The organism is Paenisporosarcina indica (genome assembly GCF_001939075.1).
GTDB classification, from domain to species: Bacteria; Bacillota; Bacilli; order Bacillales_A; family Planococcaceae; genus Paenisporosarcina; species Paenisporosarcina indica.
This window is the reverse complement of the sequence record NZ_MPTA01000006.1, coordinates 145,035-161,176: the sequence shown is the minus strand read 5'-3', so window position 1 is coordinate 161,176 and position 16,142 is coordinate 145,035. Positions and strand designations below refer to the sequence as shown.

Genomic DNA, 16,142 nt, shown 5'->3' with positions numbered 1-16,142 from the left:
AACTTGAGTTTACTGAACATTTTCAACGTAACTAGCGTATTCTATCTATAAATAGAACAAACGGAAAGGGGGATAACATTGATAAATTTGGGAGATATATTTACCACCGTCTTAATACTCTTAATCCCAGTATTTATTATTGGACTACTCATATTACTGTTCCTCTCCATGAAACGGAAAAATCTGAGTAAACAATTAGAAAATACCTCATCGGACGGAGTATCAAAAAAACAGATCAAATAAAAAGCAGAAACGACCGGAGATGACTCAAGTCGTTTCTGCTTTTTATTAGTTGTTTGAAGCTACAAAGTTAACTGGTTCGATGCTTGTGATTCTTGGAAGCATATCTATCGCATGAGATTGAGACGGTTGAGCGAGACTAACCAAAAATGTTGCTACTAGTAAAGCTGCTAATAATTTTTTCTTCATTATAAATCCTCCCAGTAAGTAATAGATTTTATTTTATATGAAAAGCTTATTGCTTTTTGTAAATATAGAGTAGAATTTTTATATTTTCTGATTTCCGAATACTTGTTTCCCAATAATATTGAATACTTATGGACATGATGATAATCCTTTATACTCTCAAAATAATCAATCGCATTTACCATGATATTTTCAAATTCCGAATCCTTTTCATGCAATAACTTGAAAATATTAAAGTGATAGTAATATGACTTGTAATCATCTTCATTAAGGGTAGATATATAAATTAACCCTTTATCTGACCAATGATTTACCATCAATCTATTATTCTGCTTGGAATATTCTTTGGAAATGGTATAAATGGTTAATAGAAAATTTTCTCCACCAATCGAGTTTTTAAGACTTTCTTCATAATATTCAATCGCGTTTTTTGATTCACCTTGAATTGCAGCAAGTGAACCTAAATTGTGATTGATAATCTCATTATACTCGATTAACTTAAAATTCATGACAATTTTCTTTGCCAACAGAAAATTTTCTTCTGCATTTTTAAAATTTAAATTATGTTTATAAGCTATTCCAATGACAATATAGCAATCAATTGCCCTAGCAAAAATCAAATTATCTTTATAATAATTTAAGGATTTTGTGGAATATTCAATCGTGTTTAATAAATGGTTATTCGAAAGATAAGACATGCTAATTGCATGATAGAAATCAGCGAGTTCCCATTCTTCCAAGTGAAAGTTAGATAGTAAATCTAAAGAAATTTCAAAATGGTTTAATGCGACTTTAAAATCTCTAACTAAATAGTAATAGAAGCCACAGTTTTTGTTGAATATAAAGTTTTGTCTTTCATCGAACTTTTCTTTCATTTGCTCCAAAGAATTCATAAGATTTTTCACAGTTTCAACATCTGCTTGTGTAATTAAATATAAGCGAAATAAATAGAGATTATATGTAAAGAAATTCGTTTCATCTTTAAAAAGAAAATTTCTTTCCTTATAAGAAACAAGCTTTTCTTTGATCTCATCTTTATTTCTATCAATAATTGCTTCTTTATAAAGTAAATAAAGGTTGGATAAGAATTCCATTTCCTGTTCAGTAGAAAGATCTTCATAATCTAAATTAAGTCTTTCCAGTAAAAGTTGTAGGACATCTTCACTAGGTATAGTTTGGTTGTTCTCAATTTTACTTAAGTAGGAAGTTGAACAAATCCCTTTGGCAAGGCTTACTTGTTTCATATTCTGTTGTATGCGCGACATTTTGATGAGCAAACCGATATTATTCATATATCCACCTTTTATACTACTTGAGTCATTGAGTAATATCTACTACTTGTAGTTGGGAAACAGTGAGTAAAAAACTGCGATAAAACTGATGTTTTGGAAAAAAGTTTCCCAACTTGATTTTCTTTCTTATTTCATCTTAACGACTTATGATTAGATTGTAACTAGGAAAGCCATCTAGTTACTTTAAATTCTACGTTTATTAAGAATATTTAGCAATTAATAACTTTCAAACTCAGTGAAATTATCAAATTAAAGGGAGCTGGTCAGTATGTTTATTGGCAGAATGTATAAATTGGATCGTTTTGAAGATGATTTAGCAGTTTTGTTAGAATTTCCAAGTGAATCGAACGTATTGGTTGTTCCAACTGATGATCTAACTCTTGATATGAAAGTTGGCGACGTATTGTTAGTGAACATTCAAGAAGAAGGATTTGCAATAAGCAAAGTAAATAATCGTATTGCCTATCAACAAATGAATGAAGAAGCCATTATTTCTTCTCAGAAAATTAACAGTTATTATATCGATTATGAACAAGGTTGTTTAATTTACACTACAGCAAGTTAATATTGCGTTCAAAGACACTGCCGCCAGTGTTTCTGACATATATCGAAAAGCCTGTAACTATTTCCCCCGACCTCGGGAAATAGTTACAGGCTTTTCAAATTTCATAGGTCTTCCCAATGAGAGATATTCTGCTTTTTAAACATATATTCGTTCGATATGGCAAAATATTTGGCAGCGTTTTTATATTTATTATTTTTAAAATAATAATTCCCTAATAACAATGCGTATTTCTGAGTATGGCGATAGTCTTTATTATCTCTAAAGAATTGATAGGCATTTATTACTGCTTTTTCAAATTGATTTGGATCAGATTCTTTTGTCAAATAAACATTAAGGTGATGTGCATATGTTTGAAGTGATGGATTCTGACTTTCATTAATTAATGAAATCCCCATTTCAGCCCACTTGATGACTTGCTCGGCGTTATTTAATTTTGAGTATTCTTTGACCAGAGAATAGATTGGGTATATTTTTTCATCATTATCATCTCTATGCTCAAGACTTTCCATAAAATATTGAATGGCTTCTTGTGACAGTCCTTTTCTAGAGGCAAAGGTACCTATGTTTTGTTTTATAAGTGGGAAATTTTCTTTTAGGTTTAGTTGTGTCGAAATTTTCTGAGCTAGTAATAAATTTTCCATAGCTTCATCTAATTGAAATGAAGCATCTTGAGCGATAGCCAAAACCAAGTAGCATTCAATTGCCCGAGTATTATAGAACCCACCTTTAAAGTACTCTAATGCTCTTTGAATATATTCTATTGAAATAACCCAACGCTGTTGGGTTAAATAACAATGTCCTAACACATAATTAAAATCTGCTTCTTCCCATGGTTCAATATTTATTTTCTTAGAATAAATAATTGCTTTTTCATAAGCCTGAAGGGTTGAATTATAATCCAACAAGAACGAGTAATAACTTCCTACATTCGAGTGAAACAAAAACATTTGGTAGTCATTAAAGTTTCCGGAAAGCTCAGATAATGCCATGATCAACTCACTTGTATCATTTTGAATATCTTGAGCAGCAATGAGCGTTAATCTTAAGACCATTAACTGATAGGTGTAGTAATTTGTAGAATCTATAAAAAGATAGCGTTCAGCATTAATTTCTTTCAATTGTTTGGCTGTAAGTTCGCGATCCTTGTTCATGATCGCATTAAAATAGATTTCTCTTATTTTTTTGAGATAACTTTCATCGTCGATATTATTGTTTTGGATAACAGATAGTTCAAGTCGGTTAAGCAATAAATCGACTACTTCTTGACTGGGCACGATAGAGTTATTCTCTATTTTACTGAGATAGGAAGGTGTACAAATCCCTTGAGCAAGTGATATTTGCTTCATATTCCTTCTAATTCGCTCTAGTTTAATTACGTGTCCAAAATTATTCACAAGCCAGTCTCCTCATTTACGTTAATTTACAAATCTAACCTTAATCCTACTATATGTTGACCAAACTTTAAACAAAAGTTCATTCAAGAAATATATTTCTTGAAATCGTTATTATTAGCATCAGAATGTGAAAACTTTCCCAACTTTTTCGACATTTTTCGACGTTTTTTTCAAGTAGAATAATACTAGAGAAGAAACAAGCGAGAATTTAACTTAGAACAGGGAGGAGTGAAGGAATTGAAGCATGCTGTAATAGTAGTTGATCATATTGCCTTAGGTTTGATAACTTCTGTTAGAAAAATAATATTAGCCAAGCCAATTCATTTTATAGCAATTACTTTTTTCACTATGCTTGTGGTATACGCCACAACTTCCTTACTTCCCATCATAGGTGAATGTGCAGAGATTGTAAAAAGCCATATGAACCTAGATGCCATGCAGTTCTAATTAAAAATCCCCGTTAGCAAATTTCTGCTTACGGGGATTTCATGCTATGTGGAACTATGGTTTTAATATGAATTTAATGCTTTCATCTTCATGATCGTGAAAAGTTTGATATGCTTTACTCGCTTGATCTAACGGTACTTTATGCGTAATTATTTCAGTTGGATCGAATTCACCTTTTGTGATTTTATCAAATAGTAGGGGCATGTAATGAATGACTGGCGCTTGCCCCATTTTCAACGTCACATTTCGTTCGAAGATGTTTCCTAGCGGGAACATGTTATACAACGAGCCATATACCCCGGTCAATTGAATGGTCCCAAATTTACGGACCGAATTCAATCCAATGTCAATCGCACTTAATGTCCCACCTTGAAGTTTCAGTTTTTGTTCCACTTTTTCGATCGCAGACAATTTCCCATCCATCCCTACACAGTCGATGACCACGTCCACACCACCGTTAGTAATTTCCTTGATGTGTGCACCCATGTCATCATATTCATCAAAATTAAAAGCTTCTACATTATTCATTTTAATTGCGTGTTTGAGTCTATAAGGCAGGTGATCCACGGCGATGACGCGTTTTGCCCCTTTCATCCACGCAAATTTTTGAGCCATAAGACCAACTGGACCTGACCCCAATACAGCTACAGTATCTCCAGCTTTCATGCCGGAGCTTTCAACACTCCAATAAGCAGTCGGGAGAACATCTGAAAGGAATAGGAGAGATTCATCTTCTAATTCACATGAAGGAGGAATTACGAATGGCATGAAGTTCCCATATGGAACACGCAAAAATTCCGCTTGACCACCCGCATAGTTTCCGTATCTTTCTGTAAATCCAAAATACCCACCAGTATCTACAGTTGGATTATCATTTGAGTTATCACATTGGCTTTCTAAATCATGATTACAATAGTAGCAATCACCACAAGATACATTGAACGGAAGAACAACTCGATCTCCCTTTTTAACCTTCGTTACTTCAGGACCGACTTCCTCTACAATTCCCATAGGTTCATGGCCAATGACATAATCTTTTTTGGCAGGCAGGGCACCACGATAAATATGGAGATCGGAACCACAAATTGCGGTGGATGTAATGCGGACGATTATATCGTCTTTTTTCTCCAATTTTGCATCTGGAACTTCTTTTACCTTCACATCTTTTGCTCCTTGAAATGTTACTGCCTTCATTAAATCATCCTCCTTGAGTGAAAGTTATGGATATTCAATTATTTAACTACTGTACCCCAATTAGTTATGAGAAAAACCATTAGCTAAAATTCTCAGACGACAAATTACTTACGCTTAAGAGGTTCCACAGCTGGACCTTCTAATACCTCTCCTTTATAGGAGAAGCGTGAACCGTGACAAGGGCAATCCCATGACCGTTCACCATCATTCCAGTGCACGTCACATCCCAAATGTGTACATGTAGGTTTGACTAAGTGGAGTTTTCCATTTTTATCTTTATACGCACCCGTTTTTTGGTTATCCATCATGACGATGCGTCCTTCATCATTGTTTAAATCCTCCACTGAATCGGTTGGCCGATCAAATTTACCGCTCACCAACTCTTTCGCAACATTTGCATTCATTTTTACAAGGTGTTTAATGTCTTCTTTTTTCATTTTTGTTCGAGTTGGTAAAAATAAATCTTTAAATGGATTAAATTTGTTTTGTGCAAGATCAGCAAGTAATAAGCCGGCAGCGGTACCTTTTGTCATACCCCATTTAGAAAAGCCAGTTGCGACAAATACATTTTGTAAGCCCGATGACATTTCACCGATGTAAGGAAGGCGATCAAGTGTTTCATAGTCCTGAGCCGACCAATGAGTGTCAATTGACTCGACGGGGAAATGCTGTTTTGCGAATTGAATTAGTGTTTCATACCGCTCGACAGTAGAATACTCATGAGTGGTGTCATCATGTTGTCCCGTTTTGTGCCCTTCCCCTCCAATAATGATGTAGCTTTCTCCTTTGTCACCTTTCGCAGTTCGAATGGAACGAGAGGTTGTTTCTACATTGATATACATTCCTTTTAGCTCGGTGCTAGGTACTTTTACACATACTGCATATGAACGTTGAGGTGACAAGCGCGAAAAATAGAGTCCGTTTTTATCGTTAAATGGAAAGTGGCTGGTTACTAGAACATTCTTCGCGTAGATTTTTTTCCCTTCAGTTGTTTCTATTAAAATTTCGTCACCTTGTGTTAGAGAGTCTGCCCTCGTGTTTTCGTAAAAAGTCACACCCAATTTCTGCGCTTCCTGAACTAATCTGTTGATATATTTGACAGGATGAAATTGAGCTTGATTTGGTAAAGTTAATGTTTCGCTAACTGGAAACGGGAGTTCATTTTTGGAAGTTGACAATTCACCGGGGATGCCAAGTTTGTCATAAGCCGATTTCTCCGTATGTAATTGTTCAACGCCTTTAGATGTTTGTGCATAGAGAACGGCATGTCGTTCTTCAAAATCACAATCTATGGAAAGTTCGTTTATCCACTTTTTTATCTGTTTGAGAGCTTGTTGATTGGCATCGAAATATTGACGAGCTTGCGTCATCCCAAATGTTTGGATCAACTCATCGTAAATAACGTCGTGCTGTGCAGTTATTTTAGCTGTCGTAAAACCCGTAGTCCCACTGACGATTTTACTGCCCTCAATAACTGTTACACGAACACCTGCTTTAGCGAGAACATATGCGGCGGTAACACCTGAAATCCCGGCCCCGACTATACACACTTCTGTGGTGATGTCCGTATCCATTGATGGAAATGTTTTGTTTGACCGTTTTTTTCTCCAATATGATTTTGTGGTTTTCGGCAATTCAAGTGCACACATAAAATCCCCTCCAGGTTGTTATTTCTTCATTATTACCCTTAATCATGAAAAAGAACCCTATACCTAAATGATTCATAAGGTGAAATTCCCATCAACAAAACGATAAAATGAAAGAATTTCGAACTCCGAATTCATTTTTATCGTGTGTTTATTCGTTTTTCTTGTCTTACTCTTCAACATTATTAATAACAACAAGTAGGGAACCCGAGAAATGGCTGTTTTTACAGATTTTCTCGGGTTCCTAATCTTGTATAGCTTTTAATTTACTTGATTATTTACGTTTCCTTCGAATAAATCGTTCACTTTTTTAAAAACCTGATCAACCATTGCGCCAGCAATCATTACTTGGTCAGTATCCTTTGTTTCCTCTGTTGCAACATTGAATTGAAGTGCCTCAGCATAAGGTGCTGTTCTATTCATAATAAAAGCCGAGGTAACTTCACAACAGATTTCACGAGCTTTTACGGCGTCTAGCTTTCCTGTCACAATGTCATTCATTAAGTTAAGGGCAATGATGTTTGCAGCTTCCATATCACATCGGGACGATACTTCTCCTTTTGTTCTTTCAACAATGACACTTCCATCAAACTTCGCCAGTTCACTGAACATTTCGGGCGGTACCCGGTAATTAATAAAATTCTCGATTACATCGGTATGGGGTTGTGGAAAATCGTGTGGAATTTCATCGCGAAAGACAATCGTTCTTTTCCACGGTCCATTGTTATACCAAATCAATCTACTTTGAATCGCTTCATTTGGAGGTCCGTATTGTTCAATTGTAGAATTTGCAGCTTTCTTTGACATAGCATTCCAATCACTTATAAGCGTTTGAACCGTGTCCATATCTACAATAGTTTCAACGGGTTTTTCCCCACCACCAAATGCTTGTACCTTTAAGTCACTTGCCAATGAAATAGCAGCAGTTTTTACTCTTTCTATTGGTTCCATAGTAAAACCTCCAAATATTTATTGAAACTAAGCTTAATATGTTCATACACCTCGTTAATTAATCATTTTTTAATTCGTTTAACATGTTCTCCCAAAGGTTGGATTAGGGAGGGATAATGCGATGCTAAACCTGACACTACAGCCAGTCACCGATAGTATCAGAAGTAGGTTTTAATCGATGAACGAAAGACGGTTTCCAAGCCCCAATCAAATTTAAAAGAAGAAAGGAAATTCATGCTTAAAATTAAAGGGAAATTCTTACGGGTGTCGAAATAGAAAGAGGAAGGTAACTAAGGAGGAACACATATGACTAGAAAGTTAACAATTGAAGATTTAAGTAAATTGGTATCGGTTACTCAACCAGTTTTGGCACCTAATCAAAAAGAAGCGGTATTCGTACGAACACATATGGATGACAAAGAAAATACATATCAAGCAAATTTGTGGCATGTGGATTTAGAATCAAACGAGGTTACGCAATGGACGCATGGAAAAGAGAAGGTGTCTGCGCCAGCATATTCAGCTGACGGCAAGCAACTGGCATTCCTATCTTCTCGTGATGAGAAAAATCAACTGTATATCCTATCAACAAAAGGTGGGGAATCCCGGAAAATTACAACATTTGATAAAGGGGTTAGCAGCTTTTTGTGGTCGCCCTGTGGCAAGAAAATATGGTTTTCCGCTTCTGTGAAAGATGGGAAAAGTTTCACAGACGAGCCAGATCAAGATGAAAAGAAAAAACCTGAACCTGTAGTAGTCGATAAGATGAAATATAAAATGGATGGTATCGGTTTACTTCCACAAGATACCTTTAAACATATTGGTTTTATTAATCTTGATACGAATGAAGTCACACAGTTTACAGAAGGAAACCATCAATATGGTTTACAAGCTGTCTCACATGATGGGAGAAACATCGTGTTCAGTGTAAATCGTTCCGAGAATCAAGACTTTGAATTCAGTCAGGCATTGTATTTGGCTAACGTAGAATCAAAAGAAGAAACCACGATTATAGAAGAGGATGGCTATTTTGGAGGGGCAGCCTTTTCTGGTGATGATAAGTTACTAGCATTTGTCGGAAGTGAAAGTGCTTATCGGAATGCGACGCATACAGAACTGTACGTGTACGATATAGAAGCTGGATTCCGTCAAATTCTTACGGAAGGTCTTGATGCACCCGTCGGGGATTATGTCGTGGCAGATCACCAACAAGGTGCTAGTGCCCCGGATGTCGTTTGGACAAAGGATAATCATTTATATTTCCAAGTATCCGTCATGGGTGATGTACGTTTATATGCAGCTTCTGTTGAAGGTGAAATGTATCCTGCGACAGGTGAAGATGAACATGTATATGGGTATGATGTGGCGAAGACGGGCGAATTTGCACTACTCACCGTATCGAATCCCACACATATTGGGGAACTATATTTACAGACGATTGCAACAGGTGAACGGAAAGCTTTGACAACATTCAATGAAGAATTTGAAAAAGAAGTAGATCTTGTTCAACCAGATACGATTATCTACAAAGGCGCTAAAAACTGGGACGTGCATGGATGGTTGCTGAAACCTGCAGGATTTGTAGAAGGTGAACAATATCCTTTAATCGTAGATATTCATGGGGGCCCTCATGCGATGTTCGCTAATACTTTCTTCCATGAGATGCAATTACTAGCTGCTCAAGGCTATGGTGTTTTATATGTAAATCCTCGAGGCAGTCATGGCTACAGTCAACAGTTTGTGGATGATGTCCGTGGTGATTATGGTGGCGGAGATTATGAAGATATTATGGCTGGTGTGGATCATGTCATCGCTGAACATTCTTGGATTGATGAAAATCGTTTGGGTGTAACGGGAGGTAGTTATGGTGGATTTATGACGAACTGGATTGTTGGTCATAACAATCGATTTAAGGCTGCAGTTACACAACGTTCGATTTCGAACTGGGTAAGTTTCCTTGGTGTTTCTGATATTGGATACTATTTCAGTGATTGGCAAATTGGAGCGGATATGACGGATGTTGAAAAGTTATGGCAACATTCACCACTTAAGTATGCTAAAAACGTAGAAACACCTCTTCTCATTTTGCATAGTGAAAAAGACTTCCGGTGCCCAATTGAACAAGCTGAGCAACTCTATATTACGTTGAAACAAATGAAGAAAGAGACGAGCTTTGTTCGATTCCCTGATGCTGACCATAACCTGTCGCGTACGGGCCTTCCGAATTTACGTTATGCACGTCTTGAACAGATTACGGGATGGTTTAATCAATATTTATAAGGCGGGAAATTATTGAACGATATAAAGACACAGGTCCGCTTACGACCTTATTTTGAAGATGATTTATATACACTCTGGGAAATGAGCATGAAAGAGGAAAGTCCCGAATGGAAAAAGTGGGACGCACCTTACTTTCCGCATGCACCCAAGACGTTTGAAGAATTTTTGAAGAATAAAGAACGTTATTTACAGGCAAAAGATGTACTGGCAATTGAAGTGAACGATGAGCTTATTGGAATGGTTACGTATTATTGGGAACATGAAACTTCTTTATGGTTAGAGATGGGGATTGTCATATACAAACCGCAGTATTGGAGCGGGGGTTACGGAACTGAGGCATTGACTCAGTGGATCAATCGTTTATTTAAAACGATGCCACTGGTACGGGTTGGTTATACAACTTGGTCTGGTAATGAACGAATGGTCCGAGTCGGCGAGAAACTTGGTATGACCATGGAAGCGCGCATTCGGAAAGTTCGATATTATAATGGACAGTATTACGACTCCATACGCATGGGGATTTTGCGTGAAGAGTGGGAATCCCGATGAAGTGGTCCAAACTGAAGCAGCTAAGTGAATCGAAACTTTGCGAATCATTGAATGGACGCTTACAATTTTATTTAACTGTTCATCGGAAAACGCATGATCAAAAAAGTATTTTGTGGGTTACCTTGGATGGAGTTGAATTATTCAGGTTTTCTGATCTGGGATTTGAAGTGAAATCCAATCAAGTATATGAGAATCTTATTAAAGAAAGAGAAATCAAACCTATCCCATGGCACATGCCGCTATGTGAATTACTTGAATCCGAAGAAGTGAAAAGCCTTCACAGATCAAGTGATGATGCAGAAGAAATTGTGAGAATGCATGGTGTCTATCCTTCTTGGGAAATGAAAAATGCATTGTTCGACTACTTAAATCTACCTTTTGAAGAAGCGAGAGTCCACGAACACATTTTTATTCGCTCGATGACGATTTGGGATAAACGTCTTGGCAAAAGAAGGTTCCGGGAATTACAAATTGAAAAGCTTACAGATTTAGAGCTGATGTTTTATGAGATTCGCTTTCTCTCAGAAGATGCCTCTTTCACGTAATGTGGATGAGGTTTTATAATATAAGGTGAAATTTGAGACTACCAGGAACCAGTGCTCAAAGCTCTTCCTACTCTAAATAGGACACTTAAAAAGTTCATCATTACAAGACTGGATTAAGTATTCCCTTGAATAACGCTGCGGCGCTTTGTGGATGCCTCCCGCGAGAAGCCAGGCAGAAGATCACTGCCAGTCTTCTCGCTCCGGCTACCACTAGAAAGGCGCCTACGCTGGTTCTGCTTAGGAATATAGCAAATGCCTAATTCAGTGCAGTTTATGAAGGAAATACTACAGTGTCATATTAATGTAAAGCATTTGAATAAAGAAAGTAGTGGGAGGTCAAAATTTCATCTTCGACCGATTGATTGTTATAGGAAGGCATCTATTCTTTCGTTACCAAAATTAAAATCACTGTTCATATTGAGGAAACAAGGGAGCGACGGACGTACACCCGCCGCAGGATAGTCTGTAAGAAAAGAGGGTGGGCGAAATGACGAAGTCATTGCCCACCCTTTTTTAAATCAGTAGACCATGAGTGTAGCAGTAAGGCCAAAGCGACCAACAACCTTTTATGATTCAGTGATTACCTCTATAACTAAAGGGCCGGACGCACTTTACCTGTTTTTTCTTGAAAGATAAGAAAGCCTATAATTTCCGTTGTTATTATGTCTAGCTCCAAGCGTCAGCCTGTACCTGAGCTTTAGGCTAGAGTGGCTTTTTGCGCTTTCCTTATGTTAATCACTAGAACTTTTACGGAAAATGTGATATAAATAACTCTGTTAACCTATTACCAAGTAAACAAGTTGGAATAGTATATAATTAAAAGGGGAATTTATTATGGGACGCGAATTCGTAGAAATTTTTGACGAGTGGGCAGAGTCATACGATGCATCTGTTTCTGGAAAAGATCCAGAATATCGTGATGTCTTTGATAGATATGAAGAAATCTTATCTACCGTTACTGAAAAATCTTTTGGTACGGTTGTTGAATTTGGAACAGGAACTGGCAACTTAACGTCGAAATTAATAGATGCGGCATATCATGTAATAGGGTTTGAACCCAATAAAGCGATGCGTAAAGTAACGGCAGAACGATTTCCAAACCTAATATTGCTAGATGGCGATTTATTAGCGTTTGACGCACCTGAAAGTATTGACACGTTTGTTAGTACGTATGTATTTCATCATTTAACAGATGTTGAAAAAGGAAATGCACTGATGAAATATGCCAGTCTCTTATCAAAAGGTGGAAAAGTGGTGTTTGCAGACACGGTTTTTACAACTGAAGAAGCGAAACAAGCACAAATCGATAAAGAACGTTCACGCGGATATCATAACGTAGCTGATGATTTGGAACGTGAATATTACACGACGATTCCCGTTCTAAGCGGTTTATTTGAAGATGCAGGGTTTGAAGTTGAATTTGTCCGAATGAATGATTATGTTTGGTTAATGGATGCGACTAGAAAATAAGGAGTGTTAAACATGAAACAAATGAATGTTGAAAGCTTTAACTTAGATCATACAAAAGTGGTAGCACCATTTGTACGACTTGCTGGGCGTAAACAAGGAATAAAAGGTGACGAAATATTAAAGTATGATATACGTTTTAAACAACCAAATAAAGAACATATGGAAATGCCGGGTCTGCATTCCCTTGAACATTTGATGGCAGAAAATATTCGCAATCATACGGACCATGTAGTAGATATGAGTCCTATGGGATGTCAAACTGGATTTTATTTAGCTGTCATTAACCACGATAACTATGATGAAATTTTAACGGTTTTAGAAAAAACGCTTGATGATGTTCTTCAAGCAACGGAAGTTCCAGCATGTAATGAAGTTCAATGTGGCTGGGCTGCAAGCCATAGTTTAGAAGGCGCAAAAGAAATTGCCCGCGAGATGCTTTCTAAGAAAGATGAATGGCGTACGGTATTTGTAGAGGAAGCATAATGAAAGTTTACGGAAGCGTTCATGAATTGATTGGTAACACACCAGTCGTTGAAATCAACAATATAAATATCCCAAACGACTGCCGTATCTTTGCGAAACTTGAGTTTATGAATCCAGGGGGCAGTGTGAAGGATCGTTTAGGAATATCTTTAATAAAAGATGCAGAAGAATCCGGAAAGCTACAGCCAGGTGGAACAATCATTGAACCAACAGCTGGAAACACGGGCATTGGTGTGGCTTTAGCCGCAATTGGTAAAGGCTACACGGTTAAATTTGTGGTCCCAGAAAAATTCAGTGTGGAAAAACAAACTTTGATGCGTGCTCTTGGTGCGGAAATCATTAACACACCGACTGAGCTAGGTATCAAAGGGGCCATTGAAAAAGCAGTGGAACTTGTAAACGAAACCCCTGGGGCTTTCTCGCCTGCTCAGTTTTCAAATCCTGCTAACCCAGAAACATATGTTCACACATTAGGACCGGAATTATGGCGCGACTTAGATGGTCAAATTGACGTCTTCGTGGCTGGAGCAGGTTCAGGTGGTACATTTATGGGAACGGCAAAGTATTTAATCAGTCAAAAAGCAGATATTAAAACCGTCATTGTAGAACCAGAAGGCTCGATATTGAATGGTGGAGCACCTGGTTCCCACTATACAGAAGGTATAGGCATGGAATTTTTACCTGGTTATATGGATCGAGCATATTTTAATGCGATTCATACGGTTACTGACAAAAACGCCTTTCATCAATTGCGCCAGTTGGCTAAAGAAGAAGGCCTACTGGTTGGAAGTTCTTCTGGCGCGGCATTTTATGCTGCGTTGGAGGAAGCAAAAGTTGCGAAGCCAGGCAGTCATATCGTGACCATTTTTGCAGATTCAAGTGAACGCTATTTAAGTCAAAATGTTTATGAATTATTGAAGGAGGATTAATCGATATGAGACCAAAAACGAAATTAATTCACGCAGGAATCGTCGGGGATGAGACAACTGGAGCTGTGTCCACCCCTATTTACCAAACTAGTACGTATAAACAAGATGCAGTAGGAGATTTCCGTGGTTATGAATATTCACGCACAGGTAACCCGACTCGTCATGCACTTGAAGTATTAATTAGTGATTTAGAAGGTGGTCATGCTGGTTTTGCGTTTGGTTCGGGCATGGCAGCAATTAGTTCAGTTATGATGTTATTCAATGCTGGCGACCACATTGTCATGACGGATGATGTGTACGGTGGTACTTACCGTGTCATGACAAAAGTGTTGAATCGATTTGGTATCGAATCAACGTTTGTAGATTCTTCAAATGCTGCTGAATTTGAAGCGGCCATTCAAAAAAACACGAAAGCCGTATTTATCGAGTCTCCAACGAATCCTTTATTGAAAGTAACGGATATAGCAGAAATCGCAAAATTAGCGAAATCAAAAGGCTTGTTAACGATCGTCGATAATACGTTTATGACACCTTACTTGCAACAACCACTGTCACTGGGTGCTGATATCGTGTTGCATAGTGCAACAAAATACATCGGTGGACATAGTGATGTCGTTGCTGGATTAGTGGTAGTCGCTACTGAAGAGTTAGCGAAAGACTTACATTTCGTGCAAAATTCAGTCGGTGCGATTTTGGGGCCACAAGATTCTTGGTTATTAATTCGCGGATTGAAAACACTAGGTATTCGTATGGAAGAAACGAATGCGAGTGCGAAACGCATTGCTGATTTCTTGGTTGCACATGATCAAGTTGGCAAAGTGTATTATCCTGGTTTAGAAACACATGTTGGCCACGAAATCATGAAAAAACAAACCACTGGATTTGGTGGAATGATTTCATTTGACGTGGGTAGCACTGAAAAAGCGGATCAATTATTAAAAAAATTGAAATACTTTACACTTGCTGAAAGTTTAGGTGCAGTAGAAAGCTTGATTTCGGTTCCTGCGAGAATGACGCACGCGTCAATTCCGGCAGATCGCCGCCAAGAACTCGGTATTTTAGATGGATTGGTGCGAATTTCCGTTGGTATTGAAGATGTAGAAGACTTACTAGAAGACTTAGAACAAGGGTTAGCTAAATAATAATTTCGTTAAGGTCATTCCGCTCACTTGAGGGGAATGACCTTTTTTAATTTCTATATGTAATAATACTGATGTAAGTGAACAGAATAGTTGAAGTGGAAAACTTCAGTAAAACGAATCCTTATTCTTTACATACCCCCACTAGGTACATTACAATGAATGCAATATGAATGTGGAGGCTGAAAGATGGATCATATTGCGGAAGAATTAAATCTACCGGTCTCGGAAACGTCTTGTAGAAAGAGTCATCATCCTGAATCCGTTAAAAAAGACTTAGTTAATCGATTAAACCGTATCGAAGGTCAAATTCGCGGAATTAAGGGTATGGTGGATAAAGATATTTATTGCGATGATATTATTACTCAGCTTTCTGCCACTCAGTCAGCTTTAAACAGTGTAGCCAAAGTGCTTTTACAAGGACATTTAAAGGGTTGCGTTGTAGATCGATTAGCTGAAGGCGATGAAGAAGTGTTAGATGAATTATTAGTTACCATACAAAAATTAATGAGAAAATAAGGAGTGGAATTCATAATGACAAATCAGATTACTCTACAAGTAGAAGGAATGACATGTGGGCATTGTGTAAAATCAGTTGAAAATAGTGTAGGAGCACTTAACGGTGTAGAGAGAGTTCTTGTGGAGTTAAATGATGGAACTGTAGCTGTTGAATTTAATAATGACGTTGATATTCAAAAAATTACAGATACCATTGAAGATCAAGGATACACTGTAAAGGCTTAATCTTAATAGTTAATAGGAATTGCTGCGAATATCGCAGTAATTTTTTTAAATGTTATATACCCCTACAAGGTATCAAAGGAGTGGCTTT

At 37.4% G+C, this 16,142-nt stretch carries 17 protein-coding genes; 11 read left to right on the top strand and 6 right to left on the bottom strand.

The annotated features are described in order from the left end of the window. Positions 1–288: 288 nt before the first annotated feature. Together GY23_RS18340 and GY23_RS14195 are read right to left on the bottom strand one after the other, a co-directional pair. A complete protein-coding gene (locus tag GY23_RS18340; RefSeq protein ID WP_161487614.1) occupies positions 289–429 on the bottom strand; it encodes a hypothetical protein in 141 nt (46 codons plus the stop codon). Next, complete coding sequence (locus GY23_RS14195; protein ID WP_075619875.1) at positions 429–1,718, bottom strand: helix-turn-helix domain-containing protein; 1,290 nt, start codon at positions 1,716–1,718, stop codon at positions 429–431. The genes GY23_RS18340 and GY23_RS14195 overlap by 1 nt, the downstream gene beginning before the upstream one ends. A 268-nt stretch (positions 1,719–1,986) precedes the next feature. On the opposite strand from GY23_RS14195, the gene GY23_RS14190 reads away from it, so the two are divergent. Beyond that, positions 1,987–2,283, top strand: a complete 297-nt coding sequence (locus GY23_RS14190; RefSeq protein ID WP_075619874.1) for a DUF3006 domain-containing protein — start codon at positions 1,987–1,989, stop codon at positions 2,281–2,283. A 101-nt stretch (positions 2,284–2,384) separates the two neighbouring features. Here GY23_RS14190 and GY23_RS14185 read toward each other — a convergent pair whose 3' ends face one another. Further along, a complete protein-coding gene (locus tag GY23_RS14185; protein ID WP_075619873.1) occupies positions 2,385–3,677 on the bottom strand; it encodes a helix-turn-helix domain-containing protein in 1,293 nt (430 codons plus the stop codon). A 237-nt stretch (positions 3,678–3,914) separates the two neighbouring features. Here GY23_RS14185 and GY23_RS14180 point away from each other — a divergent pair, with 237 nt between their 5' ends. Next, positions 3,915–4,124, top strand: a complete 210-nt coding sequence (locus GY23_RS14180; RefSeq protein ID WP_075619872.1) for a hypothetical protein — start codon at positions 3,915–3,917, stop codon at positions 4,122–4,124. Positions 4,125–4,178: 54 nt separating this feature from the next. Here GY23_RS14180 and GY23_RS14175 read toward each other — a convergent pair whose 3' ends face one another. The 3 genes from GY23_RS14175 to GY23_RS14165 all read right to left on the bottom strand — a co-directional run bounded on the left by GY23_RS14175 (position 4,179) and on the right by GY23_RS14165 (position 7,915). Then, the gene (locus GY23_RS14175) at positions 4,179–5,318 is read right to left on the bottom strand and encodes a zinc-dependent alcohol dehydrogenase (protein ID WP_075619871.1); all 1,140 of its coding nucleotides are present in this window, start codon (positions 5,316–5,318) and stop codon (positions 4,179–4,181) included. Between the two features lie 104 nt (positions 5,319–5,422). After that, a complete protein-coding gene (locus tag GY23_RS14170) occupies positions 5,423–6,967 on the bottom strand; it encodes an FAD-dependent oxidoreductase (protein WP_075619870.1) in 1,545 nt (514 codons plus the stop codon). A 258-nt stretch (positions 6,968–7,225) separates the two neighbouring features. After that, on the bottom strand, positions 7,226–7,915 hold the full coding sequence (locus GY23_RS14165) for a hypothetical protein (RefSeq protein ID WP_084544149.1): 690 nt from the start codon (positions 7,913–7,915) through the stop codon (positions 7,226–7,228). Between the two features lie 306 nt (positions 7,916–8,221). Between GY23_RS14165 and GY23_RS14160 the strand changes: the two genes are divergently transcribed. The 9 genes from GY23_RS14160 to copZ all read left to right on the top strand — a co-directional run bounded on the left by GY23_RS14160 (position 8,222) and on the right by copZ (position 16,054). Further along, positions 8,222–10,195, top strand: coding sequence for a S9 family peptidase (locus GY23_RS14160; protein WP_075619869.1), 1,974 nt, complete (start codon positions 8,222–8,224; stop codon positions 10,193–10,195). A gap of 12 nt (positions 10,196–10,207) precedes the next feature. After that, on the top strand, positions 10,208–10,744 hold the full coding sequence (locus tag GY23_RS14155; RefSeq protein ID WP_075619868.1) for a GNAT family N-acetyltransferase: 537 nt from the start codon (positions 10,208–10,210) through the stop codon (positions 10,742–10,744). Beyond that, positions 10,741–11,289, top strand: coding sequence for an SF0329 family protein (locus GY23_RS14150; RefSeq protein WP_075619867.1), 549 nt, complete (start codon positions 10,741–10,743; stop codon positions 11,287–11,289). The genes GY23_RS14155 and GY23_RS14150 overlap by 4 nt, the downstream gene beginning before the upstream one ends. A gap of 834 nt (positions 11,290–12,123) precedes the next feature. Continuing rightward, the gene (locus GY23_RS14140) at positions 12,124–12,759 is read left to right on the top strand and encodes a class I SAM-dependent DNA methyltransferase (RefSeq protein ID WP_075619865.1); all 636 of its coding nucleotides are present in this window, start codon (positions 12,124–12,126) and stop codon (positions 12,757–12,759) included. 12 nt (positions 12,760–12,771) lie between these two features. Next, entirely contained in the window at positions 12,772–13,242 is a 471-nt protein-coding gene (locus GY23_RS14135; protein ID WP_075619864.1) for an S-ribosylhomocysteine lyase, read from the top strand. Further along, positions 13,242–14,171: a PLP-dependent cysteine synthase family protein gene (locus GY23_RS14130; protein ID WP_075619863.1), complete on the top strand. Its 930-nt coding sequence runs from the start codon at positions 13,242–13,244 to the stop codon at positions 14,169–14,171. The genes GY23_RS14135 and GY23_RS14130 overlap by 1 nt, the downstream gene beginning before the upstream one ends. 5 nt (positions 14,172–14,176) lie before the next feature. After that, positions 14,177–15,313, top strand: coding sequence for a bifunctional cystathionine gamma-lyase/homocysteine desulfhydrase (locus GY23_RS14125; RefSeq protein WP_075619862.1), 1,137 nt, complete (start codon positions 14,177–14,179; stop codon positions 15,311–15,313). Between the two features lie 186 nt (positions 15,314–15,499). After that, entirely contained in the window at positions 15,500–15,829 is a 330-nt protein-coding gene (locus GY23_RS14120) for a metal-sensing transcriptional repressor (protein ID WP_075619861.1), read from the top strand. A 15-nt stretch (positions 15,830–15,844) separates the two neighbouring features. Further along, positions 15,845–16,054, top strand: a complete 210-nt coding sequence (gene copZ / locus GY23_RS14115) for a copper chaperone CopZ (RefSeq protein WP_075619860.1) — start codon at positions 15,845–15,847, stop codon at positions 16,052–16,054. The last annotated feature ends 88 nt before the right edge of the window (positions 16,055–16,142 follow it).

What these genes read in the sequence shown, in the direction of transcription:
- GY23_RS18340 (WP_161487614.1), bottom strand. Translation starts at nt 429, where the DNA reads ATGAAGAAAAAATTATTAGCAGCTTTACTAGTAGCAACATTTTTGGTT.
- GY23_RS14195 (WP_075619875.1), bottom strand. Translation starts at nt 1,718, where the DNA reads ATGAATAATATCGGTTTGCTCATCAAAATGTCGCGCATACAACAGAAT.
- GY23_RS14190 (WP_075619874.1), top strand. Translation starts at nt 1,987, where the DNA reads ATGTTTATTGGCAGAATGTATAAATTGGATCGTTTTGAAGATGATTTA.
- GY23_RS14175 (WP_075619871.1), bottom strand. Translation starts at nt 5,318, where the DNA reads ATGAAGGCAGTAACATTTCAAGGAGCAAAAGATGTGAAGGTAAAAGAA.
- GY23_RS14170 (WP_075619870.1), bottom strand. Translation starts at nt 6,967, where the DNA reads ATGTGTGCACTTGAATTGCCGAAAACCACAAAATCATATTGGAGAAAA.
- GY23_RS14165 (WP_084544149.1), bottom strand. Translation starts at nt 7,915, where the DNA reads ATGGAACCAATAGAAAGAGTAAAAACTGCTGCTATTTCATTGGCAAGT.
- GY23_RS14160 (WP_075619869.1), top strand. Translation starts at nt 8,222, where the DNA reads ATGACTAGAAAGTTAACAATTGAAGATTTAAGTAAATTGGTATCGGTT.
- GY23_RS14150 (WP_075619867.1), top strand. Translation starts at nt 10,741, where the DNA reads ATGAAGTGGTCCAAACTGAAGCAGCTAAGTGAATCGAAACTTTGCGAA.
- GY23_RS14140 (WP_075619865.1), top strand. Translation starts at nt 12,124, where the DNA reads ATGGGACGCGAATTCGTAGAAATTTTTGACGAGTGGGCAGAGTCATAC.
- GY23_RS14135 (WP_075619864.1), top strand. Translation starts at nt 12,772, where the DNA reads ATGAAACAAATGAATGTTGAAAGCTTTAACTTAGATCATACAAAAGTG.
- GY23_RS14130 (WP_075619863.1), top strand. Translation starts at nt 13,242, where the DNA reads ATGAAAGTTTACGGAAGCGTTCATGAATTGATTGGTAACACACCAGTC.
- GY23_RS14125 (WP_075619862.1), top strand. Translation starts at nt 14,177, where the DNA reads ATGAGACCAAAAACGAAATTAATTCACGCAGGAATCGTCGGGGATGAG.
- GY23_RS14120 (WP_075619861.1), top strand. Translation starts at nt 15,500, where the DNA reads ATGGATCATATTGCGGAAGAATTAAATCTACCGGTCTCGGAAACGTCT.
- copZ (WP_075619860.1), top strand. Translation starts at nt 15,845, where the DNA reads ATGACAAATCAGATTACTCTACAAGTAGAAGGAATGACATGTGGGCAT.